Source organism: Paraburkholderia sp. J76, from assembly GCF_905220295.1.
Lineage (GTDB): Bacteria > Pseudomonadota > Gammaproteobacteria > Burkholderiales > Burkholderiaceae > Paraburkholderia.
Window position 1 is genome coordinate 586,444 of sequence record NZ_CAJMZJ010000001.1, and the last position, 22,261, is coordinate 608,704.

The following is a 22,261-nucleotide window of genomic DNA, read 5'->3' on the forward strand; positions in this document are numbered from 1 at the left end:
CGCAGCGCTGCTGCCGGCAGACCGATATATACCAGCCTGATCTGAATTGCGTACGCAGGGTGATCGGTCGCGCGAACGCTCAGCAAACGTTTGCATCGGATCGATCTCGCGCGAATGCCCCTTCTGCGCGAACACTTCGCGAATCCACGCGTGCACATACACGCCCGAAAACCATGTAAAGCACGGCACCGGATGGTGCTATTCTCTCGCCGCGATTCACATTCAATCAGCCACGCGCCAGCGCGCCGGCGAGACACAATAAAAAATGAAAACGACCGAATTCATGTTTCGTAGTCGGGGAAACCAGAACGAACAACTGCGCTACAGCATTATTGTCGTGCACGGTATCAGCGTTGGATTTATTCGAATCGGTTCCGCGCAGAAGCCATTTTCGCTGGTGGTGCCACGCGTGCACGACGAAACGTTTGCGCATGCGTGCGCGGAAGATCTCGCACGGCTGGCTATTGCGCAGGCATTCCGAGCGGAACTGTTCGACTCGCACCCAGAAAGTGCAATCGACCTCGAAATTCATGGCCCACGCTGGGAAGGCGATCTGGACGGCGGTCAAAAATAACGGCCGCAGCGCACGAATTCAAAAAGGCCTGCGTCACCCGAAACATCGTAAGACTTGCGGGCCCTTTTTACGCGCAAACGTTTTCGTATTTGATTTGTCGCGCAGGCGTGACAAATTGAGCGATGCAGTCAAATTAAAAAATAAACACGGCGAAAATAATACGTATAATCCGCCGCGCGCATGCCGGTCGCCGCTCGCATAGCGACACGGCTGCTTCTGCAAATTCTGTTGACCCTGTGCGTCTTCGTTCCGGGCGCATGACCAGATGATGAATTCCATGCCAGCACCGCAATGGCGTCCGTTCGTGTCGTTCCTCACGCAGGAGTTGACGCAGAACCTCACGCCCAGGCTTCTAACCCAGTTCATGCGTGGCGCGGGTGGGCAATTCGCGCGGCAATACACGCTGGCCGATGCGGCCACCGTCGCCGCGATGCGGGATGCCATGAACCTGGTTTGGGGCGAGCTGGACTGGGGCCAGGTCGAGATACGCGAGGCTCAAGACTGGCTCGTGCTCACGCATTACCACGCGCCGCTCAAGGCGGTATTCGGCGCGGAGAACGTGGCCTGGGCCGGCGCCTTCCTGGAAGGGGCCTATGAAGCATGGATGCACCAACTGGGCGCCGATTCGCAGTTGCGAATGACCACGGCAGGTCCTGCGGATGCGTCGGGAACGATGGTTTTCCTGTTCGGCAAGTAAAAGCAGGCAGCAGTCGGCCGGGCAGTAGAAAAGCACAAAAGGTGCGCCACGCGAGACGCGGGTTGGTGGACAGCACAACGAAAACAACGGGGTCGGGGCATGAGCAGTGCATCGGACATTGCGAATCTTTTCGAAGTAGCGGACGCAAGCCCTTCGCAGTACCAGGAAGTGGAAAGGGCGGAGCAGATGCAAGGCCTGCGTGGACGTTGGTCCGCGCTGAACGCGGCGGAGCCGGACCCCGTCGCGCCGGCGGCGTTGGCGCAAATCGACGCGGCCGATTCGACCGATGTTCCCAATACAGCCGATACATTGCCCGAGGCGCCCGAGCCCCAGCCGCAAGCCGAATTGCAGCCCGAATTGCAACCGATCGCGTGCTCCGTTCCCGCCGCTGCTCCAGAACCCGCGCCCATTGAGCAACCTGCGCCCGAGCCCGTGGCCGTACAGCAGCCTGCCGCGCTGAGCAGCGTGTTTGCGCGCCTGATGGAACGCAACGAGCCTCGCGGCGACGACTCGCAACGCGGGGCGCCATGAACGTCAAACAGAAATCGATGCGGCCGCAACGACAATCCGCCGGCGCGGGACAAAGCGACGATGCGGGTGACTGGGACGACAAGCTGCTTGAAGCAGGCGCGTCGCTTCTCGCTTCGCGTTGGTCGCGCGTGCTCGTGACGCTGACGGCCGTGCTGCTGTTCACTTCCGCCATGACGGTCCATCTGGCTTTATCGAAACAGTGGGTGTTCGCCATCCTGTGCATGGGCGTCGCGCTCGTGCTGAGCCGCATTCGCGGCCGTGTGCTGACGGTGTCGCTGGTGGCGTTGTCGGTGTTCATGTCGTTGCGCTACCTCTACTGGCGCGTGACGCAGACGCTGTCGTTCACCAACTCTCTCGACAGAACCTTCGGCTATTTGCTGCTGCTCGCTGAAGGCTACGCGGTGCTCATGCTGCTGTGCAGCTACTTCCAGACGCTGTGGCCGCTGCATCGCCGGCCTGCGCGGCTGCCGGCCGATACGTCGGCGTGGCCCACGGTGGACGTGTACATCCCCACCTACAACGAACCGCTCGAAGTGGTGCGTCAATCGGTGCTGGCCGCGACGCTGCTCGACTGGCCCGCCGACAAGCTGCGCGTATATCTGCTCGACGACGGCCGCCGCGAAGCGTTTCGCGCATTCTGCGAGCAGGCCGGCGTGGATTATCTGACGCGCCCCGACAACACGCACGCCAAAGCGGGCAATCTCAATGCGGCACTCGCGAGAACGAGCGGCGAGTACATCGCCGTGTTCGACTGCGATCACGTCACCACACGCTCGTTTCTGCAGATCTGCATGGGCTGGTTCCTGAAAGATCCGAAGATGGCGATGGTGCAGACGCCGCACGTGTTCTATTCGCCCGATCCGTTCGAACGCAACCTCGAAACGTACAGAAAGGTGCCCAACGAGGGCGACCTGTTCTATGGGGTGCTGCAAAACGGCAACGATCTCTGGAATGCCGCGTTTTTCTGCGGTTCCTGCGCCGTGCTGCGGCGTTCCGCGCTCGACGCGGTGGGCGGCGTGGCGACCGAAAGCGTCACGGAAGACGCGCTGACCGCGCTCAAGATGAGCATGAAGGGCTACAACACGGGCTATCTCGCCATTCCGCAGGCGGCGGGGCTCGCCACCGAAAGCCTGGGGCGGCACATCGGCCAGCGGATTCGCTGGGCGCGCGGCATGGCGGAAATCTTCCGCCAGTTCAACCCGCTGTTGATCTCCGGGCTGACGATTCCGCAGCGCCTGTGCTACCTCAGCGCGATGATGCATTTTTTCTTCGGACTGCCACGCATTGTCTTCCTGATTACGCCGATGGCGTATCTGTTCTTCGGCGCGCACGTCTTTCATGCGTCCGCGCTGATGGTGCTGGCCTATGCCGTCCCGCATCTCGTGATTTCCAGCATCGGCGCTTCGCGCATTCAAGGGCGCTTTCGCCATTCGTTCTGGAGCGAGGTCTACGAAACGGTGCTGGCGTGGTACGTGATTCTGCCCGCGATCCAGGCCGTGCTGTTTCCCGGACGCAAGGGCTTCAACGTGACGTCCAAGGGCGGGGTGATCCGGCAGTCCTTCCTCGACTGGGCGATGGCGCGGCCCTATATCGGGCTGCTGCTCATCAACCTGGCCGGGTTCGCCGTGGGTGTGGCCGGACTGATCCGCAGCCCAGGCTGGCCCGAGGCAATGAGCATTCTGTTCAACCTGGTCTGGGTGATCTACAACGTCATGAATCTGAGCGCGGCGGCGGGCGTGGCCGCCGAATCGAGGCAGCTACGCCTTATGCCGCGCGTGCAGATCGAGTTGCCGGCCGCCATCCGTCTCGCGGATGGGCGTCGCGTGGCGTGCCGGACAAGCGACTATTCGCACGGGGGCCTCGGGCTCGTGCTGCCCGAGGACGCACCGCTGCCGCAGCGCGGCGAGCGAGTCGTGGTCTCGGTGTTCCGCGACGATTACGAGGGCAAGTTTCCCGCCGAGGTGCAGGTGTGCCGCGGCCGCACCGTGGGCGTGAGTTTCCCGGCGCTGACGATCGATCAGGAACGCGACCTGATGCGTGTGACGTTCTCGCGCGCCGATAGCTGGATCGCCTCCTGGGGCCGCTATCGTCCCGACCGGCCGTTGCGTAGCCTGTTCGAGGTGCTCGGTGTCGGCATGCGCGGGCTGAAGGAGTTGTTCCGCCATCTCTTGCTGGGCTCACGCGAGCGCATCGCGCGTTCGGGCGACGCACAGGCGAGCGGGTTGGGATCGAAGCAATCGTGACTTACGCCAATGTGTCGCCTTGGCGCGCCCTGGCGCGCACACGCCGGTGGGCGCCCCTGTGGGGTTGCGTGCTCGCCGCGCTCGCGCTCGCCGCTTCGGCGCCTTCGTTGGCGTCGCAAACCGTGACGGCTGAAGCGCCCGCATCATCGGCGCCGCAGCCGCAAGCCGCCCCCGAGTCCGGCGATACGCCTACGTATACCTATCGCCTCCCGCTATTGCGGCAAAACGCGGCGCAGGGCCTGACCTTGCTCGGCGAGGACGCCTATGGCGGCATCGACTTCGGCTTGCGCCGCGACGAGCGCGTGGTCAGCGCGCGACTCGTGCTCGACTACCGCTATTCGCCCACGCTGCTTCCCGCGCTCTCGCACCTCAACGTGCTGCTCAACAGCGTGGTGGGGGCGACGATTGCATTGCCGGAACCCGCGCCGCGCACGTCGACGCAGGTTACGGTCGATCTGCCGGTATCGCTGCTTGCGGAGTTCAATCACCTCAACCTCGAATTGATTGCCCACAGCAAGGCCAGCGACCAGGGCAACGATCCGCTGAGTCCCGACCTGTGGCTAAAGGCCGGTCCGCAGAGCGCGCTTGAACTGACCGTGGCGCCCGTGGCGCTCTCCAGCGACCTGTCGCAACTGCCCGCGCCGTTCTTCGACGCGCGCGACGTGCGCCGGTTGAACCTTCCCGTCGTGCTGCCTCGCGTGCCGGGCGCGCCGCGCCTCGAAGCTGCGGGCATCGTGACCTCGTGGCTGGGCGCGCAGGCGGGCTATCGCGGCTCGCACTTTTCCGCGAGCCTCGGCGCGTTGCCCGCGCATGGCCATGCGGTCGTGCTGGCCTTGCGTGACGAGTTGCCGGGTCTCGGCCTGGCCCCGCTCGCCGCGGACGGTCCCACGCTTGCGATCGTGCCCAATCCCGGCGACCCCAACGGCAAGCTGCTCCTGGTCACGGGCCGCGACGAGGCGCAGGTGCGCACGGCGGCGACGGCGCTGGTGCTCGGCGCGAAGACGCTTGCCGGCCCGCAGGTCCGCATCGACGGCCCGGTTTCCGCGCCGCCGCGCAAGCCTTTCGACGCACCGAACTGGCTGCCGGGCGACCGGCCGGTGGCGCTGGGCGAACTGCTGCCGGCGAACCGGTTCACGATTCAGGGTTTCCGCCCCGGCGCAATCGACGTGGACCTGCGCCTGCCGCCAGGCTTGTTCGGCTTCAACAACGGCGGCGCGGTGCTGAACCTGCATTATCGCTATACGGCGCGCCCGGAGTCCACGCGCTCGGCGCTGCACGTGCTGGCGGGCAACACACCGATAGCGGCGTTGCCGCTGCCAGGCGACGCATCGGACGGCCGCACCATCATTCGCATTCCTACCTATCTGCTGCCGCCGTTGACGACGCTGCAATTCGACTATCGATACGAGGCCGTCAAAACGAAGGACCACTGGCAGGACGTGCCCGGCGGCGCGCTGCTGAGCGCCATCGACCCGGCGTCGACAATCGACATCTCGCAGTTGCCGCGTTACACCGCCATGCCGGATCTCGGCGCTTTCGCCAACGCGGGCTTTCCGTTCACGCGCCTCGCCGATCTATCCGAAACCGCCGTGATCCTGCCCACGCAACCGGTCGCGGACGACTACTCCGCGTATCTGACGCTGATGGGCAGCATGGGGCAGGCCACCGGCTATCCGGTGCTGGGTGTGACGGTGGGCACGCCGGCGGAAGTCGAAACGCTGCGCCGCAAGGACCTCCTCGTGCTCGCGTCGGGCGACAACCAGCCTTTGCTCAAGACATGGCGCGCCGATCTGCCGCGCGGGTTTTTCTCTCCGGACATGACGTCGGGTAACTGGCTCGCCACGTGGTGGGACAAGCTGGCTGGCGCCCAGACGCAAGCCAGGCGCGAAGCCGACATCGCCGCACTTTATCGCAGCGACGACCACGACGGCATGGTGGCCGGTTTCGAGTCGCCGTTGGCGCGCGGCCGCAGCGTGGTGCTCGTATCGGGCAATACGCCGGGAGGCCTGAGCGCGGTCGCAGACGCGCTGCAGGCGCGCCATTACCGCGTGGACGACGCCATCGGCGGCAGTCTCGTGATCGTGAACGACGGCTTCCTCACTACGCTGAACAAGGACCAGAACTATTTCGTCGGCTCCTTGCCGCTTCGGCTCGCTATCGAGTGGTTCTTCGCGAGCCACATCGTGCTGCTGCTCGCGGCGACGCTCGTGAGCGTGGTGCTCGTCGGTTTGCTCGGCGGCGTATTGCTGCATCGGCGTGCCCTGAGCCGTCTGAGCCTGGACATTCCCCAGACATCGCAACGTGAAGAAGGACGACGAGGTTCTCATGTTTAAAAGACGGCCTGCTATTTCCCGGGCACGCCTCGCGCGTCGCATGACCGTACGGCCGGTATCGCTGGCGTGGCCTGCATTGCTGCTCGGCTGCACGTTCGCCTCGGCGGCGCACGCTCAGGCCGCGGCGAGCGGCGACGCCGCGAACCTCGCGCAGGCGCAGCCCGCCGCGGCGGCTTCGTCGTCGACCGTGACGTGGTCGTTGCGGCAACTGGGTGCGCAATACGCGCTCAACCTGCGCGGTGTAGACGGCAGCAATACGTTGCCAGTCGGCGTGCGCGACGATCAGGTCGTGAGCGGTGCGCGCCTGAATCTGCGTTATGCGTATTCGCCCGCGCTGCTGCCCGATCTTTCGCACATCAACGTGCTGGTCAACGACCAGGTCGCGGCCTCGATCGCCGTGCCGAGGGACACGGCCGGCGCGAGCCTGCAACGCACGATCGCGCTGCCCGCGTATCTGTTCACCTCGAACAGCAAGTTGCGTCTGCAACTGATCGGCCACTACACCACGCAGTGCGAAGACCCACTGCATTCGAGCCTGTGGGCCAACATCAGCAACGAAAGCACGCTGAGCATCGACACGCAGCCGCTGGCGCAGGCCAACGATCTCGCGCGCTTGCCGAAGCCCTTCTTCGACGCTCAGGACATCCGGCGGCTGAACCTGCCCGTCGTGTTCGCGGGCAATCCCGATGCAGCCGCGCTGGAAGCCGCGGGCGCCGTGTCGTCGTGGTTCGGCGCATTGGCGAGCTATCGCGGCGCGGACTTCCCGGTATTGCCCGGAACCGCGCCCGCGCAGGGCAATGCGGTCGTCATCGTCGAAGGCGCGCAGCAGGCGGCGCTTGCCGGCGCGCCGCTGCAAGGCCCGACGCTCGCCATCGTCATCAACCCGAACGATCCGACCGGCAAGCTGCTGCTCGTCATGGGCCGCGACGGCAAGGAACTCAAGCAGGCCGCCGATGCGCTGGTCACGGGCAGTCAAACGCTGTCGGGCCCGAGCGCGCTCATCACGCATTTCGCCGACCTCGCGCCGCGCAAGCCTTACGACGCCCCGCGCTGGCTGCGCACCGACCGGCCCGTGTCGTTCGGAGAACTGATCGACGCCAAACAGTTGAGCGTCTCGGGCTACAGCCCCGACCTCATCCGCATCAATACGCGCGTGCCGCCCGACCTGTTCGGCTGGCACGCGCCCAACGTGCCGATCGACCTGCATTACCGCTATACGCCGCAGCCTTATATGGTCAACTCGTCGCTGCTGTTCAGCGTGAGCGACCAGTTCATGAAGTCGATTCCGCTGCTGCCGCTCGAGCGCCTCGAAGGCGGCGACAAGTTGCGCGCCGAAGTGCTGCCCGACAGCAGCCTGCCGCGCCAGGCGAAACTGGAAGTGCCGCTCGAAACGCTCCTGCAGCCGAACACGCAGCTACAGTTCCGCTACATGTACGACTACATCAAGCAGGGCGAGTGCCGCGACATCATCATCGACAACGTGCGCGGCGCGATAGGTCCCGAATCGACGCTCGATTTGTCGGCGTATCCGCACTACATCGCCATGCCGGACCTGGCCGCGTTCGCCCAGGCGGGCTTTCCGTTCACGCGCATGGCCGACCTCTCCGACACAGACGTCGTGCTCGGCGCCAACGCGGGTCCTCAGGAGTACAGCGCATACCTCGCCGTGATGGGCCGCATGGGCGACTCGACCGGCTATCCGGCGCGCGGCGTCACCGTGTTGCGCGGCCAGCGTATCGACGCCATGCCGGCGACGAAGGACCTGCTCGTGATCGCGACGGGCGCGGATCAAGCGTGGCTCAAAGACTGGGCGCCTTACATGCCCGCAGCGTACGACCACGGCGCGCGGTTCTCGCTCTCCGATCTGCCGGGCCGCGTGCGCGGGTGGTTCCACTCGAATCCGCGTCTGGACACCGCGCCCGGACGTCTCTCGCTCGCGTGGACGGGGCCGGGCGTGAGCGCCGTGCTCGCGGGTTTCGAGTCGCCGATGGAAAAGGGCCGCAGCGTGGTCATGCTGGTCAGCAACCAGCCCGACGGCCTGAAGGACGCGGTTTCCGCGCTGCTGGGCGTGCCGAACTACGACAAGCAGCCAATCCAGGGCAGCTTGGTCTCGATCCGCGGTAACGAAGTCGATGCGCTCGTGAGCGAACACACCTATTACGTGGGGCATCTCGGGCTTTGGCGCGGCCTCGACTGGTGGCTGGCTTCGTTCGGCGTGTCGCTCGCGTCGCTGCTCAAGGCGCTGGGCGTTGTCGCGCTCGCGCTGCTGGCAGCCGGCGGGTTCGTAGCCTTGCGGCGCCGTCAGGCACGGCGCGAGGCAGCCGCTGAGGCACGGCTGCGCGCAACGCAGCAAGCGCAACAATAATCAGGAAACCTTCATGTTAGTCAGCCGCAGCCAGGCCTGCGTTCTGGGCTTGTTGCTCACCTCGGTCAGCCACCCCGCGTGGGCGCAGGACGCCAGTTCCAGAATGCTGCTGGAACAGGGCCGCTATTGGCAGACGCATGACAAGCCCGATCTGGCCGCGCAGTCCTGGTCGAAACTACTGCTGACCGATCCTAAGCAGCCCGAAGGGCTTTATGGCATGGGGTCCATCGCGGTCGGCAAGAAACAGTTTTCGGTCGCCCGCGACTATCTGACGAGACTGCGCGCCGCGGCGCCCGACAGTCGGTTCGTGCCGCTGCTCGAACAGGACTTGCGTCTCGCCACGGAGCCCGGCAAGTCCACGATCGCCCGGGCACGCCAGATGGCGCAGGACGCCGTCAACCAGAACGATCCGAAAGCGCTGGCCGCCGCGATGGCGCAATACGACAAGGCACTGGGCGGCAAGGCGCCCCAAGGCAGCGTGGCGCGCGAATACTACACTTTCCTCGGCTATACGGAAGGCGGCGTGGACCCCGCGATTCAGGGCCTGACGCGCCTGAATGCAGAAACGCCCAATGATCCGTATACCTTATTGTCGCTGGCCCAGCATCAGGTGCGCGACGAACGCAGTCGCGCGCAGGGCGTCGCTTTACTGGAAAAGCTGGCCGCGCGCCCGGACATCGGCGGCGCGGCCACGGAAACCTGGCGCTCGGTGCTGACGTGGGTCACGCCCACGCCGAAGAACAAGGCGTGGTTCGAAGACTATCTGAAGCTGCATCCCGATGACGACGACATTCGCCGTCAGATGCTGTCACCGCGCGCGAATGGGGCCCCCCCCGCGGCGCCTGTCATGGACCCGCGCCTGACGCGCGGCTTCGCGGCGTTCAAGGCGGGCGACGTCACCACGGCCGAACAGTCCTTCACCGACGTGCTGCGCGACAAACCCAACGACACCGATGCGCTCGGCGGCCTGGGCCTCGTGCGCATGCAGCAAGGCGATCTCGCGCAGGCGCAGACGCTGCTCGCGCGCGCCGTCGCGCGTCCGGGCGCGGGCGCCAACTGGAACAAGGCGCTCGCTTCGGCACGTTACTGGCTGCTGGTGAATCAGGCCGAAGGCGCGCAAAGCGTGGGCGACTACGCGGGCGCGCGCAGCAAGCTCGACGAGGCGCTGCGGATGGACCCCGCCGAGCCGGGCGGGCGCAACGCTTCGGCGCGCCTGTATGCGGCACAGGGCGATTTGATCCGCGCCGAAAAGGTCTATCGCGAGGTGCTGGCGGCCCATCCGGACAACCGCGAGGCGGTGAGCGGACTCGTCGACATCCTCGCCGCAACGGGGCGCGCAGACGAGGCCCAGCGGTGGGTCGACGGCATGTCGCCCGAGCAGCAAGCCGGCATCGGCGGGCTCGATCGTCTGCGCGCGGCCGTCGCTTCGGCGCGCGCTGACGCCGCCGAACAGCGCGGCGATCTGGACGCCGCGCGCCGCATCCTCAACGATGCGCAGCGCGCCGACCCCGACAATCCGTGGTTGCGTCTGGAACTGGCGCGCTACGAGGTGCGGCAGGGCCACGCCGACGAGGCGCGCGAACTCGTCGATGGCCTGCTCGCCTCGAACCCCGACAATCCCGACGCCCTTTACGCAAGCGCGCTGCTTGCGATGCAGATGGGCGACTGGACGCGCGCGCAGGACACGATGGCGCGCATCCCCGCGGCAGCGCGCACGCCGAACATGGTCGCGACTGCGCAGCAGATCGATTTCCAGGCCGTGGCGGCGCAGGCCTCGCAACTCGCACGCGACGGCAATCTGGACGACGCGCGCACGATGCTGGCGCGGCTCGAAGCGTCGGCGGGCAAGGACCCGGCGCGGGTGAGCGCGCTCGCCCAGGCGTATGTCGATGCGGGGAATCTGCCGCGCGCCATGGCGTTGATGCACGCACTGATGCAAAACGGCCCGAAGGGCAGCGGTCCCGACGTGCAGCTCGCCTATGCGGGCCTGCTGCTCAAGACCGGCCAGAACGTTCAGGCCCAGGACGTGATCCGCGGGTTGCAGGCCGGGACGCTGACTGCGGATCAGCGCCGGCAACTGGACGATCTGAGCTACCTCTACGCCGTGCGGCTGGCCGAACAGCAGCGTCAGCAAGGCGATCTTGCGCAGGCCTACGACACGCTCGCGCCCATTCTCGCGAAGCGGCCCAACGACAGCCTGGCCAACGCCGCGCTCGCGCGCATGTATGCCGCCGACAGTCAGTACGGCAAAGCGCTGGCGCTTTATCAGAAGGCGCTCGCGAACGATCCGGACAACCCCGGTCTGCAACTGGGCGTGGCGATGGCGGCGGTCCAGGCCGGCAACGCAAACGTGGCGGACGCCGCCTTGAAGCAGGCCGTGGCGAAGGCGCCGAACGATCCCGATGTGCTGGCGGGCGCTGCGCGCATCTACGTCATGCAGGGCAAGACGCGCGAGGCGCAGGCGCTGCTGGTGAAGGCCATCGCCGCCAAGGAAAAGCGGCTCGGCGTGCAGGCGCAAGGTGTGCATGTGGCGGGCAATCCCTTTGTGCACGACAACGACGATCGCCGCCGCCGTGCGCCTCGCGACAGCCGCCAGGCCGCCGCCGATGCGGTTGCCGCGCAGGGCACGGCGGGCGCCGCGTTGGCTGGCGCGCCCGCGATGTCCTCGGCGGCTTCCCATGCGGCACGTGCTTCCGCGCTGCCTTCCGTCGCCGGCACGCCCATTGGCGAGCAGCCGTCGCAGGACGCAGTCGCCGCCAACGCGCCTCAGGAGGGCGCCGTCTCGCTCGACGACATGCGCAACGAACTCGACGATATCCGCTCGGAACGTTCGCCGGAAATCCGTGGCGGCCTGTTCGTCACGTCGAACAACAGCGCCGGGGGGACGTCGCAATTGACGAACGTGCAGCAGCCGCTCGAAGCGTTGATGCCGGTGGGCAACGGCAAGCTGTCGTTGCGCGTCACGCCCGTGGAACTCGATGGCGGCACGCTCGGCACCGATGTCTACAGCAGCAGCCAGTTCGGCGGCGGCCCGGTTGCGGCGCAGGCGCAGAAAAACGGTACGGTCGCCGCGCCCGGCGCGCAGAGCGCCCATGGCGTCGGTCTGGGCTTGGGCTACGAGACGCGCAGGTGGGCGTTCGACATCGGCACGACGCCGCTGGGCTTCCAGTACACCGATGTGGTCGGCGGCGTCTCGTTCAGGAGCGCCATCGATGCGAAAGCAGGTAGCTGGTTCAACGCGGGCGCTTCGCGCCGTGCCGTGACCGACAGCATCACGTCGTTCGCCGGTTCCAGCGACGCGCGCTCGGGCCTGCGCTGGGGCGGCGTGACTGCCACGGGGCTGCACGGCGCGATTGGCCTCGACAATCAGGACTACGGCTTCTACGGCTACGGCGCCGTGAAATACTTGGATGGTCGCAACGTCCAGTCCAACGAGGGCGCCGAGGTCGGCGCGGGAACCTACTGGTACTTGCTTCGCAGTGCAAACAACATGCTGACCGTCGGCATGAATCTGGGCGGCGAGTTCTACCGCCACGACCAGAATAGTTTCACCTACGGCAACGGCGGCTATTTCAGTCCGCAGCGCTTCTACGCGTTCACCGTGCCGCTCACGTGGGCGCAGCGTTCGGATCGCTGGACCTACAAGCTGCAGGGGTCCGCGGGTTTGCAGTACTACCACGAGGCCGGCGCGCCGTATTTCCCGACCGACGGCACGATGCAGGCGGCGGCGGTCACGGCGGCATCGACGCTTGGTTTGAGCGACGGCGCGGTCCATCCCGCGCAGTCGAAGACCGGCATCGGCTACAACCTGCTGGCCGCGGCCGAATACCGCTTCAGCAACCACCTCACGGGAGGCGCATCCGTGGGCGCCAACAATTCGTCCAGCTACCGCCAGTGGGTAGCGGGGCTATATCTGCGCTTTAGCTTCGCACCGCAGACGAAGTCGCTGGACATGCCGGTCATGCCTTACCAGTCGCATTACAACGATCAGTAATCCGATCGACGGAATGTCGGTCGTTTATCAGGAGTCTTAAGTTCATGCTTGCTTCCGTACTTGCGGGTCTCAGCATTCTCATGATCGGCGATAGCCATCTGAGCGAGCCGGGTTATCTCATCGACACGTTGCAGGACCAGTTGATCGCCGCCGGCGCGCAGGTGCACACCTACGGCGTGTGCGGCAGCGCGCCGGGCGACTGGGTAAAGTCGGTGCCGGGCACCTGCGGCGGCGCCTCGCGCAACGGAAAATCGCCGCTCGTCGTCGATCACAACGCGAAGACGCAGCCCATCGATCAGTTGATCGCCGCGAACAAGGCCAATCTCGTCATCATCGTCGAAGGCGACACCATCGGCGGATACGGCAAGGACGACTTCCCCAAGAGCTGGGTATGGCAGCAGGTCACGGCGCTCACGCAGGACCTGGCGGCTAACAGGACGGCGTGCGTATGGGTCGGACCGGCGTGGGGCTCGGAAGGCGGCAAGTACCAGAAGACCTTTGCGCGCGTGAAGCAGCTTTCGTCGTTCCTCGCCACCAATGTCGCGCCGTGCCAGTACATCGATTCGCTCGCGTTTTCGAAGCCGGGCCAGTGGGCGACGGTCGACGGTCAGCATTTGACGACGACGGGCTACAAGTACTGGGGCGCGGACATCATGAAAGCGCTGGTCGCGCTGCCGGTCGTGCAACAGCGCAAGTAAGGCGCGAACGCCTCGTCACATCGAAAGTCTGGAAGAACAATGAAAAACGTCCCTTTCCCGCCGTTGCGCTTCGTTCTTCGCGCCCTTGCGCTGGTTGCGCCGGTTGTCACGCCTTTTGTCACGCCGTTTGTCATGCAACCGGCCATGGCCGCTGATATCCCGCTCTACCCGAGCGGGCCCGCCGAGGATTCGTCGTTCGTGCGTTTCGTCGATGGCGGGTCGCATCCGCTCGACGTGACCTCGGCAGGTTCGAAAGCGCGCCTGACGCTCGACGCCGCGAATCCGGCCAGCCACTTCTTTCCGGTCGCCGCGCGCAAGCCGGTGGCCGGCACGCTGACGGCCGGCGGCGCGCATCAGGACGTGAGCGCGACCGTGCAGCCCGGCGAGTTCGTGAGCATCGTGTCGCTGGACGGTGCGGAGAAAGGCGCTCGCGCGCAGGTCGTGACGGTGCGCGAAAAACCGGACGATTTCAACGCGCTCAAGGCTTCGGTGGGCTTCTACAATCTCGACGCGCGGTGCACCGCGCCCACGCTGAACGTACCGGGCCACGGCGTCGTGCTGCTCGACGGCGTGGCAGCGGGGCAGGGCAAGCGCCGCCAGGTCAACCCCGTGGCGCTTTCGGTGCAACTGGCGTGCGGCGGTCAGCCCGTGGGGCAGCCGCTGAGTCTCGGCACGCTCGTCGCGGGGCAGCGCTATACGGTGTTCCTCGTGCCGGCCGGTGCGCAGTCGCGCATCTTCTTCGCGAACGACGCGGTGAGCCGCTAAAACGCATGGTTTTCGCGTCCCTCGAATTCCTCACGCTATTTCTGCCGGCCTTCCTCGCGATCTACGTCATGTCGCCGGCACGCTGGCGCAACGGCGTATTACTCTTTTGCAGCTGGTTTTTCTACGCCTGGTGGAGCCCCCTGTTTCTGCTGCTGTTCATTGCGCTGACGTTCTGCGGGTGGCTTGGCGGTGTGGTGATCGACAGGGCGCCGAGCCAGCGGGCGCGCGGTGGATGGCTCGCGGTCTTCATCGTCGTGAACGTCGCGATCCTGTGCTGGTACAAATACGCCAATATCCTGGTGGACAGCCTCGACAGTGTGCTCGCCGTGGGCCACGCGGGGCCAATTCCCTGGCAACACGTCGTATTGCCCATCGGGCTGTCCTTCATCGTGCTGCAATCTGTCTCGTACCTGATCGACGTGCAACGCGGCACCGTGGCCGCCGATCGCAGCATGATCCGCTACGGGGCGTATCAAGGAATGTTCGTACACCTGATCGCCGGGCCGATCATTCGTTATGCGTGGGTCAAGCGCGAACTGGTGTCGCGCACGGTCGACTGGGACGCGTTCGTGGCGGGCGCGCGGCGGCTCATGGTGGGCATGTGCATGAAGGTGCTCATAGCGGACACGCTTTCGCCCGTCGTCGACGCGGTATTCGCCATGCCCGCGCCCACGCTGGCGGACGCGTGGCTCGGCTGCGGCTTCTACACGCTGCAACTGTTCTTCGATTTCGCGGGCTATAGCGCCATGGCCATCGGGTTGGGGCAGATGCTGGGCTTTCGCTTTCCCGAGAATTTCAACCATCCGTATCTCGCCAGCAGCATTCAGGACTTCTGGCGCCGCTGGCACCTGTCGCTTTCTAGCTGGATTCGCGACTACCTCTACATTCCGCTCGGCGGCAACCGCCAGGGCGAGTGGGAAACCTGCCGCAACCTGTTGCTCACCATGGCGCTCGCCGGTCTGTGGCACGGCGGCGATAGCTGGAACTTCCTGCTGTGGGGCGTCGCTCACGGTGTGGCGCTGACGGCGGCGCGCCTGTGGCGCCGCGCGGGCATGCCCGCCGTGCCGCTCGTGTTGTCCCATGGGCTCACGCTCGTCTTCGTCATGCTTGCCTGGACGCTGTTCCGCGCGGTGGGCTTTCATGCGGCGCTCGCGATGTATCGTGGCCAGTTCGGCTTGAACGGAACCGGCTTGAGCGACGCGACGATCGTGTCGCTGCGTCCCGTGCATGCGCTTGCCGCCGCGCTCGGCATTGTCTGCGTACTGCTGCCGCTGTGGCAAGCGCATTGGACCCGTCTTGCCGGCACGGCGCCGGGCCGGTTGTGGCAAGCGTCGTGGCCGCTCGCGGGCTTTCTGCTGTCGTTCGGCTTGATCGTCGCGCGCGGCGCGGTGCCGTTCCTTTACTTCCAGTTCTGACGCCATGGAAGATCCCAAGCCGCTACCGCAATTACCCGCCACGCGCGCCGGCAAGATCGTCGCTGTCATCCTGATGGGCTTTCTGTTCGCGGGCCTATTTTTCAATCTTCGCTTCGCGTCGACGACGGAAACGTTGTTGCCCCACGCCGTGACGCCCGCAAGCGTGCTGGACGGCGCGGTATCGAAAGAACTCGCGAGCCGCATGGCCGATACGCCGATCGCGGCCGACGCCGCCCGCATGCAGCGCGCGCTGGGCTGGCTCACGCTGGGCGACCTGGGGCCGCGCGTGCGGCAGGGCTGCCCCGGCTGGCTGTTCCTGCGCGACGAACTGAACGTCTATGCCGACGGCGAGCGCCATCTCGCGGCGCGCGCGGCCACGGTGGCCGCCGTGCAACGCGAACTGGCGCGTCACGGCATTGCGTTGCTCGTTGCCGTGGTGCCCGACAAATCGCGCATCGAAACGCAGCATCTGTGCGGCCTGTATCGGCCTGCCTCGCTGCGCGCGCGCATGAGCGACTGGACCTCACGCCTCGCAGCCGCTGGCGTGCCGGTGGTGGACGTGGGCCCGGCGCTGCGCGGCGTGCCAGGCGACGCGTTCTTCCGGACCGACACGCACTGGACCCAGGACGGCGCGGGCGCCGCGGCGAGAGCGGTCGCGCAGCGCATCCGGGCAATGGACGAACCGCCGGATTCAAGCACTTCGAGCCAGCCCGGCTACCGTGTGGCAGGAAAGCCCGCGGCGCGCCGGCCCGGCGATCTCGTGCGACTGGCCGGCCTCGATGCATTGCCGGTGTCGTGGCAACCGCGAGCGGAGATCGTCACTGGCCGGACCTATCTTCACGTGAGCGCGGCGGCTTCATCGGCCGACGATCTGTTCGGCGACGCCGATCTGCCGAATATCGCCGTGATCGGCACATCGTATTCGACGACGTCCGATTTCGTGCCTCAACTGGCGTTGGCGTTAGGGAAGGGTGTGGGGAATTTCGCGCGCGAGGGCGGCAAGTTCGGCGGCTCGGCGCGGGCGTATTTCGCCAGCGCGGCGTATGCGCAGACGCCGCCCAAACTGGTTGTCTGGGAACTGGACGAGCGCGACTTGCAGGCGCCGCTCGAAGCGGACGACGACGTTGCGGTGCCGAAAGCCGGTGCGGTTGGTACGGTGGCTTCGCGTTGAACCGGTTTGTTAAGGATAGCTTTATAGCGCGCGAACGAAGCTGACCTCTGCGCCGAACGGCAGCGCGCAGTCCTGCGTGTAGAAAAAGAACCACGCTCCGTCGCAGTCGAAATACGCCCGAAAACACGGTAAATCGTCGCGCACGCCCGGCGCGTCGGAACATCGGAACCAGTAGGTGACGCCGTTGAGCACGCCGTGGGCAACGCGGTGCGAAGGCACTTCATCGCGGGCCGAAGATTCGAAAGCAACGGCGCGACTCACCCTTCCACCAGGCAGAAGAACCGTTACCTCGCCGGCGATGCGAGCTTGCATCGCGAGATTCGTGTTATTCGGAGCCGGATCGATTGCATCGCCACCCGTGGCAGGACACCTAATCAGGGAGCGAACGTGGGCGAGGTGGAACGATGGCATTGCCTTCGATCCTTGGCGAAAGGGCTGAATGTTGTCCACGCTGCGACTCCTGTGCAATTCATTTCTCGGGTAACTGCAAGGATAGGATTTCATCGGCTGCAAGCCTGCGACGTGGCAGCGCATATCGAGGCTCCACTCTAGCTTCGCGGCGCGAAAGGCACGTGACACTTTACGGGTGAGCGGGATAGCGACCGACTAGAATGTGTTGGCACGCCTAAGCACAGCGTGCTTTCTGCTTCGCGCAGCCAGCGAGCATAACCGCGAGATGCGATGAGCATATTCAGGTTTCACTCGGCCACGGAATCGGCATTCCTCAAACGATCGGCTGCGCCTGGCGCGATTCGCGCGTGGCTGATCGACATGCTTTGCTGGCCCGCGCGATTCGCGGACCCGCAGGTCGAACGCGAATTCACCGAAGACTATGGCCGGCGTTTCGCCGACTTCCGCCGCGCCGCACTGGTGCTCGGGACCCTGATCTGGGTGTGTTTCGGCTTTTGGGAAATCAGCCTTGCGCAAACGAGCGCGGTATTCCGGCCGTACTTTCCCGAGGTATTCGCTTTTCGTTGCGCCGGTGCGCTAGGCGCGACCGTGGGCATCGTACTGGCTTTCAAGCTCGAATTCCATCGGGACAAGGTTGCGCACTGGATCCTGCTTTCCGGGCTCGCGTTCATGTGCTTCTGTTTGCTGATGCAAACGATTCTTGCGCCACGCCCATTCAATTTCACCCATTTTTTCGTGGGCTTTTATCTGATTCTTTTTTATCTGTTCGGGTTTCTTCGCTTGCGGGCCAAGGCGACGCTGATGCTCACCGTCTGCGTGATCGCTGTAATCGTGATGGCGCAATTGATCACGCAGGCCGTCGAGCCCGACAACTTCGCGGCGGGAATGTTCTATCTCCTGAACGTCGCCGTTCTCGGTCATAGCGTCAACGTGAATGCGGAGCGGCATGTGCGCGACCGGTATGTCGCCGTCCAGGCGCTTGCCCATAGCAACGATGCGCTGCAAAGCGCCAACGCGGAACTCGCGCAAAAACACCATGATCTCGAGCGCGCGCGGCGCGATCAGCAGACCAAGTCGGAAGCGCTGATCGCCTTGCGCGAGCAGCAGCGCGAAGCCGCCGAGCAGGCGAGCCGCGCTAAATCGCGCTTTCTGGCGGCGGCCGCGCACGACCTGCGCCAGCCCATGCACGCGCTGAACCTATTTCTCGGCGCAGCCGACGAAGCGCTCGAAGCGGGCGACATCGAGGCGTCGAGCAAGCTCATAGGCGAGGCATGCAAGGCGTCCGTATTGACGGCGCGGCTCTTCAACGCGGTGCTCGACTTGTCGAAGCTCGAATCGGGGCACGTCAATCCAGTTTATACGAGCGTCGATCTGAGCCGCGTGACTGAGGAGGCGGTCGAGCAGCTCGCGTCGTTCGCGGCGAGCCGAGGCGTTGTGCTGCGCTACGCGAAGGCGCTGCAAAAGCCCGCGTGGGTGCGCACCGACGCCGACTGGATTCCGCGCGTGCTGAGCAACCTCATCGCCAACGGAATCAAATATTCGGACCCGGCGAAAGCGGGGCGTTCCACCGTGCTCGTGGGGTTGGTACGCATGCCTAACTATGTGAGGCTCGATGTGCTCGACAACGGCATCGGTATCGCGCCGGAGCATTGGGACGCGATCTTCCAGCCGTTCGTGCAGCTCGGAAACCCGGAGCGCGACCGCGAAAAAGGGCTTGGCCTGGGTTTGTCGATCGTGAACGCGGTGGTGTCCCTGCTCGAAGGACACCGGCTCGAACTGAAGTCCATCGAAGGGCACGGCTCGCGCTTCTCGGTGCGCTTGCCGGTGGCGGACCAACATGCGCTTCACGATGCCACGATACCGCCCGCTGATGCGGCGGTTTCGCCGTCGCCGTCGTTGCTGCGCGGCCTCTATGTGTTGCTGGTGGAAGACGACAGTCTGGTACGCGCGTCGATGGAAGCGCTCTTCGCGCGATGGGGCGTGTTGTCCGACTCGGTTCGCTCCGCAGCGGAACTCGACGATCTGCTGCAGTCGATCGAGCGCGTGCCGGACCTCGTGATAACCGACTATCGACTGCCGCAGATGTCGACGGCGCACGACGTGATCCGGCTTTTGGGCCAGCACTTTGTGCGGCCCGTGCCGTGCCTCGTCGTAACAGGGGAAGCCGTGGCAAGCACGCAAGGTGTGTTGCCGGAGCGCTGCGTGCTCAGCAAGCCGTTATCTACGGACTTGCTGATCGCACGCATGCTCGAATTGACGGAAGCCTCCACGCGGGCGGCTTAGGCCCGGTCAGGCGCGACCGGGTCAGGCCGCCGGGGCGTGCGCGACGGTAGGAATCTCGATGCCGCGGCGCGCCATTTCGACGATCAGGAACGTGCGCCGCGATACGTTGAAGCGGCTCAGCAAATCGCTGATGTATTCCTTCGCGGTGTTCTCGGAGATATTCATCTTTCGGGCAATGGCCTTGTTCGACATGCCCTGCAAAAGAAAACCCAGGGTTTGCGCGAGGCGCGGCGGCAAGTTAAGCGAGTCGATCGGAATGCCCTTGCTCGGGGCCGGCGACTGCGGAGTATGGCCGCCTTTGCCTAGCACGCTATTGGGCAGATAAACGCGTCCATTCAGGATGGTCTGCAAGGCTTCCCTGAACACCACGCCGCCTTCCTCGCTGGCCTTCGAGATGAAGCCGCCGGCACCATGCTTGATGCAGTCCAGCACCGTTTCGCGGTCGTCCTGCGCGGACAGCATCACCACGTGCGCAGCCCGCTCGTTTTCCTGAAGCCAGCGCAGCAGGTCGAGGCCGGTGTGATTGTTGCCGATCTGGTAGTCGAGAAAAACCAGATCGTAAGCCTTGTTCTGCAACCGCTCGACAGCGGCGTCGTACGAGCCCGCTTCGTCGATATCGAGCGTCGGTTCCGAGGTCAGAATCAGGCTCTTCATCGCGATGCGCGTCAAGCCCTCGTCCTCGACGAGCAGTACGTGGCGGAAATACAGGTTGTCCATCGGGCGCCTCTCCAGTCGAGACCATCCTACCCGCAATCCTTCAGGCTGCGATCCCCCCATAGCGGGGGACGCTTCCGGGGCCACCTTCCGGAGGCGTTTTTCCCCCGGCAAGGCCGGTTTTTTCAAAAGCCCGGCACGCGCACGATGGAGTCACTGCAGTTCGGACGTGCAGTCAGGACGATGAGGGACACCACCATGCATACGCCGCATCCCGACTTCAAAAGCATGCTGAATATTTTCCGCTTCGCGTCGGACGACGAAACCCGCGCGCGCCCGCGCAAGCCGGAACCGGAACCCGCTACGCAGCCGGATGCAACCATTCTGGAAGAGCTTCTGCGGGCGCGGGCGCTGATGGTGCGCATCGAGTCGAGCGGCGTGAAATTCCCGGACCAGATTTACGACGTCCTCGTTCAGGCGTTGAGCGCCTACGACCAGAAGCGCTGGACTGAGCAGGTCGACCGCAGTTTCTGCATCACGTTAAGCCTGCTGGAGTCTATCGCGCGACACCGCCACGGCACGGCAAAGGGGCGCGCCGCGTGCGCGGATGCGACCCTTGTTAATCACGATCATCCTGGGCGGACCGTCATCATCAGCGAGCGCCGCAACGTACTTGATGGAAATTGGTGAACGATCGACACATGAGCCGATTGAAAAGGACAAGGAGATCGTGCGATGCAAAACCATTCCATCGAGTACGACGCACTTGACGAACAGCGCCTGCAATCCCTGCTGTCGCGGGAACAAAAAAGCCAGTTGGGAGACCGGCGGGCAGGGCGCGAGAAAACGATTCAAATAAACACAGAGACAGAACGGCGGCCCCTCAGTCCCTACACTGTCCACACTCTCGACACCGCCATTGCGCACCTAGAAAGCGCTATTGGGGCAGATAAGGCGATGGAGATTTTCGGGGCGACGTATTGGCATGCTCGCGTGCTCGAACTCCGGTCCACACCGGGCATTCTGCACGTTCAGGAGCGTCGGCTGCAGTGTTTGCTGGACCGGTTTGCGGCCAGATGCGGGGGGCGGGAAATAGATTGAAGCATGCCTGAAGCGGGGAGCGGGAGATATCGAACAACTACGGAAAGCGTGAGAGACCACCAGAGACCAGGAATAAAAGCAGGGCATTGGCGTTTGCCGTGCGGCACGCGTAGCGCGCCGCACGGCTTTTTATTGTTTCGGGCGAAGCGGCTCGTCCTGTGCTTCGGATGCGGTGGTCATCGCCAGGTCCTCTCATTCCACGGGAATCGGGTTATCGACGACGAACTGGTTGAACTGCTCGACAAAAGCGTGCTCGTTGGGGCCTGCGTTGTCGCGCATCGGCTTCGCCGCATCGACCACGACTTCGGCTGTCGCGGTTTCGAGCAGCTTCAGCGTTTCGGCGACGAAGGCGTCGAGCGGCATGGCGCGCGGGTCGCCGCTCTTGTGAACGAGGTCCGTGTCCACCCAGGGCGGCGCGATTTCGATCACCTTCACGCTCGTATTACGCAGTACGAATCGTTGGGAAAGAGTGTACGAGTGAATGGCGGCCTTGGTCGCGGAGTACAGCGCCGTATCCGCGAGCGGCACGTAGGCGAGCACGGAACTGTTGTTGATGATGTACGAATCCGGCTGTTGCTTCAGATGCTCGACAAAAGCCGCGCTGACACGGACGGGCCCGAGCAGGTTGGTGTCGACGAGGCGCACGGCCTGTTCGTCGTCGAGCGCACCGCCCGCATCGTCGAAAGGCATGATGCCCGCGTTGTTGATCACGACATTCAATGACGGATATCGCGCGACCAGATGCGCGGCGACCTCGCGAATCTGCGCGGCGTCGCCGATATCGAGTTCGACGGTATCGATGCCGGGATTGGCTCGCGCAATCTCCTCAAGCAGCGACTTGCGCCGTCCCGCCACGATAACCTTGTTGCCGCGACGATGGAATGATTCCGCCAGCGCGCGGCCGATGCCCGAAGTGCCGCCGGTGATGAATACGGTATTTCCGCTGAGTTTCATGACTGTGCTCCTGACCGGTTTGATCCGAAAAATTTAGGATGTCGAAACGAATTGCCGCGAGCGGCGTGGGCG

General features: G+C 64.8%; 17 protein-coding genes. 14 read left to right on the plus strand and 3 right to left on the minus strand.

All coding sequences use genetic code 11. The features are described 5' to 3' along the window. Positions 1-265 precede the first annotated feature (265 nt). The 11 genes from U5768_RS02670 (at position 266) to U5768_RS02720 (ending at position 16,786) form a co-directional block, all read left to right on the plus strand. Positions 266-574: a hypothetical protein gene (locus U5768_RS02670; RefSeq protein WP_322028828.1), complete on the plus strand. Its 309-nt coding sequence runs from the start codon at positions 266-268 to the stop codon at positions 572-574. Between the two features lie 277 nt (positions 575-851). After that, positions 852-1,271, plus strand: a complete 420-nt coding sequence (gene bcsD / locus U5768_RS02675) for a cellulose biosynthesis protein BcsD (protein ID WP_322028829.1) — start codon at positions 852-854, stop codon at positions 1,269-1,271. Positions 1,272-1,370: 99 nt separating this feature from the next. Next, positions 1,371-1,802, plus strand: coding sequence for a BcsR/BcsP family cellulose biosynthesis protein (bcsR, locus tag U5768_RS02680; protein WP_322028830.1), 432 nt, complete (start codon positions 1,371-1,373; stop codon positions 1,800-1,802). Next, the gene (gene bcsA, locus U5768_RS02685; protein WP_322028831.1) at positions 1,799-4,045 is read left to right on the plus strand and encodes a UDP-forming cellulose synthase catalytic subunit; all 2,247 of its coding nucleotides are present in this window, start codon (positions 1,799-1,801) and stop codon (positions 4,043-4,045) included. The genes bcsR and bcsA overlap by 4 nt, the downstream gene beginning before the upstream one ends. Beyond that, on the plus strand, positions 4,042-6,378 hold the full coding sequence (gene bcsB, locus U5768_RS02690) for a cellulose biosynthesis cyclic di-GMP-binding regulatory protein BcsB (RefSeq protein WP_322028832.1): 2,337 nt from the start codon (positions 4,042-4,044) through the stop codon (positions 6,376-6,378). Before bcsA ends, bcsB (U5768_RS02690) begins: the two co-directional genes overlap by 4 nt. 40 nt (positions 6,379-6,418) lie before the next feature. Continuing rightward, positions 6,419-8,743 carry a cellulose biosynthesis cyclic di-GMP-binding regulatory protein BcsB gene (gene bcsB, locus U5768_RS02695; RefSeq protein ID WP_322028833.1) on the plus strand — a complete coding sequence of 775 codons (2,325 nt, stop codon included), beginning with the start codon at positions 6,419-6,421 and terminating at the stop codon, positions 8,741-8,743. 13 nt (positions 8,744-8,756) lie between these two features. Beyond that, the gene (locus U5768_RS02700) at positions 8,757-12,737 is read left to right on the plus strand and encodes a cellulose biosynthesis protein BcsC (RefSeq protein WP_322028834.1); all 3,981 of its coding nucleotides are present in this window, start codon (positions 8,757-8,759) and stop codon (positions 12,735-12,737) included. A gap of 44 nt (positions 12,738-12,781) precedes the next feature. Further along, positions 12,782-13,435, plus strand: coding sequence for an SGNH/GDSL hydrolase family protein (locus U5768_RS02705; protein ID WP_322028835.1), 654 nt, complete (start codon positions 12,782-12,784; stop codon positions 13,433-13,435). 39 nt (positions 13,436-13,474) lie between these two features. Beyond that, positions 13,475-14,200, plus strand: a complete 726-nt coding sequence (locus U5768_RS02710; protein WP_322028836.1) for a cell division protein FtsQ — start codon at positions 13,475-13,477, stop codon at positions 14,198-14,200. Positions 14,201-14,205: 5 nt separating this feature from the next. Then, complete coding sequence (locus U5768_RS02715) at positions 14,206-15,615, plus strand: MBOAT family protein (protein ID WP_322028837.1); 1,410 nt, start codon at positions 14,206-14,208, stop codon at positions 15,613-15,615. A 4-nt stretch (positions 15,616-15,619) separates the two neighbouring features. After that, positions 15,620-16,786: an alginate O-acetyltransferase AlgX-related protein gene (locus tag U5768_RS02720; RefSeq protein ID WP_322028838.1), complete on the plus strand. Its 1,167-nt coding sequence runs from the start codon at positions 15,620-15,622 to the stop codon at positions 16,784-16,786. Positions 16,787-16,807: 21 nt separating this feature from the next. Here the strand turns inward: U5768_RS02720 and U5768_RS02725 are convergent, their stop codons facing one another. Continuing rightward, positions 16,808-17,236 (minus strand): hypothetical protein, encoded by a 429-nt coding sequence (locus U5768_RS02725; RefSeq protein ID WP_322028839.1) that lies wholly within the window; start codon positions 17,234-17,236, stop codon positions 16,808-16,810. 231 nt (positions 17,237-17,467) lie between these two features. On the opposite strand from U5768_RS02725, the gene U5768_RS02730 reads away from it, so the two are divergent. Next, a complete protein-coding gene (locus U5768_RS02730) occupies positions 17,468-19,480 on the plus strand; it encodes a hybrid sensor histidine kinase/response regulator (RefSeq protein ID WP_322028840.1) in 2,013 nt (670 codons plus the stop codon). 21 nt (positions 19,481-19,501) lie between these two features. Here U5768_RS02730 and U5768_RS02735 read toward each other — a convergent pair whose 3' ends face one another. Beyond that, positions 19,502-20,197 carry a response regulator transcription factor gene (locus tag U5768_RS02735; RefSeq protein ID WP_322028841.1) on the minus strand — a complete coding sequence of 232 codons (696 nt, stop codon included), beginning with the start codon at positions 20,195-20,197 and terminating at the stop codon, positions 19,502-19,504. A gap of 180 nt (positions 20,198-20,377) precedes the next feature. Here U5768_RS02735 and U5768_RS02740 point away from each other — a divergent pair, with 180 nt between their 5' ends. Together U5768_RS02740 and U5768_RS02745 are read left to right on the plus strand one after the other, a co-directional pair. Then, positions 20,378-20,824: a hypothetical protein gene (locus U5768_RS02740; protein ID WP_322028842.1), complete on the plus strand. Its 447-nt coding sequence runs from the start codon at positions 20,378-20,380 to the stop codon at positions 20,822-20,824. A 45-nt stretch (positions 20,825-20,869) separates the two neighbouring features. After that, the gene (locus tag U5768_RS02745; RefSeq protein ID WP_322028843.1) at positions 20,870-21,235 is read left to right on the plus strand and encodes a hypothetical protein; all 366 of its coding nucleotides are present in this window, start codon (positions 20,870-20,872) and stop codon (positions 21,233-21,235) included. A 192-nt stretch (positions 21,236-21,427) separates the two neighbouring features. Here U5768_RS02745 and U5768_RS02750 read toward each other — a convergent pair whose 3' ends face one another. After that, positions 21,428-22,189 carry an SDR family oxidoreductase gene (locus U5768_RS02750; protein ID WP_322028844.1) on the minus strand — a complete coding sequence of 254 codons (762 nt, stop codon included), beginning with the start codon at positions 22,187-22,189 and terminating at the stop codon, positions 21,428-21,430. Between the last annotated feature and the right edge of the window lie 72 nt (positions 22,190-22,261).

Excerpts from the sequence above, each read along its gene's own strand:
- U5768_RS02720 (WP_322028838.1), top strand. The coding sequence starts at position 15,620 with ATGGAAGATCCCAAGCCGCTACCGCAATTACCCGCCACGCGCGCCGGC.
- bcsR (WP_322028830.1), top strand. The coding sequence starts at position 1,371 with ATGAGCAGTGCATCGGACATTGCGAATCTTTTCGAAGTAGCGGACGCA.
- U5768_RS02670 (WP_322028828.1), top strand. The coding sequence starts at position 266 with ATGAAAACGACCGAATTCATGTTTCGTAGTCGGGGAAACCAGAACGAA.
- bcsD (WP_322028829.1), top strand. The coding sequence starts at position 852 with ATGCCAGCACCGCAATGGCGTCCGTTCGTGTCGTTCCTCACGCAGGAG.
- U5768_RS02740 (WP_322028842.1), top strand. The coding sequence starts at position 20,378 with ATGAGGGACACCACCATGCATACGCCGCATCCCGACTTCAAAAGCATG.
- U5768_RS02745 (WP_322028843.1), top strand. The coding sequence starts at position 20,870 with ATGCAAAACCATTCCATCGAGTACGACGCACTTGACGAACAGCGCCTG.
- bcsA (WP_322028831.1), top strand. The coding sequence starts at position 1,799 with ATGAACGTCAAACAGAAATCGATGCGGCCGCAACGACAATCCGCCGGC.
- U5768_RS02700 (WP_322028834.1), top strand. The coding sequence starts at position 8,757 with ATGTTAGTCAGCCGCAGCCAGGCCTGCGTTCTGGGCTTGTTGCTCACC.
- U5768_RS02750 (WP_322028844.1), bottom strand. The coding sequence starts at position 22,189 with ATGAAACTCAGCGGAAATACCGTATTCATCACCGGCGGCACTTCGGGC.
- U5768_RS02705 (WP_322028835.1), top strand. The coding sequence starts at position 12,782 with ATGCTTGCTTCCGTACTTGCGGGTCTCAGCATTCTCATGATCGGCGAT.
- bcsB (WP_322028833.1), top strand. The coding sequence starts at position 6,419 with ATGACCGTACGGCCGGTATCGCTGGCGTGGCCTGCATTGCTGCTCGGC.
- U5768_RS02730 (WP_322028840.1), top strand. The coding sequence starts at position 17,468 with ATGAGCATATTCAGGTTTCACTCGGCCACGGAATCGGCATTCCTCAAA.
- U5768_RS02735 (WP_322028841.1), bottom strand. The coding sequence starts at position 20,197 with ATGGACAACCTGTATTTCCGCCACGTACTGCTCGTCGAGGACGAGGGC.
- U5768_RS02715 (WP_322028837.1), top strand. The coding sequence starts at position 14,206 with ATGGTTTTCGCGTCCCTCGAATTCCTCACGCTATTTCTGCCGGCCTTC.
- U5768_RS02710 (WP_322028836.1), top strand. The coding sequence starts at position 13,475 with ATGAAAAACGTCCCTTTCCCGCCGTTGCGCTTCGTTCTTCGCGCCCTT.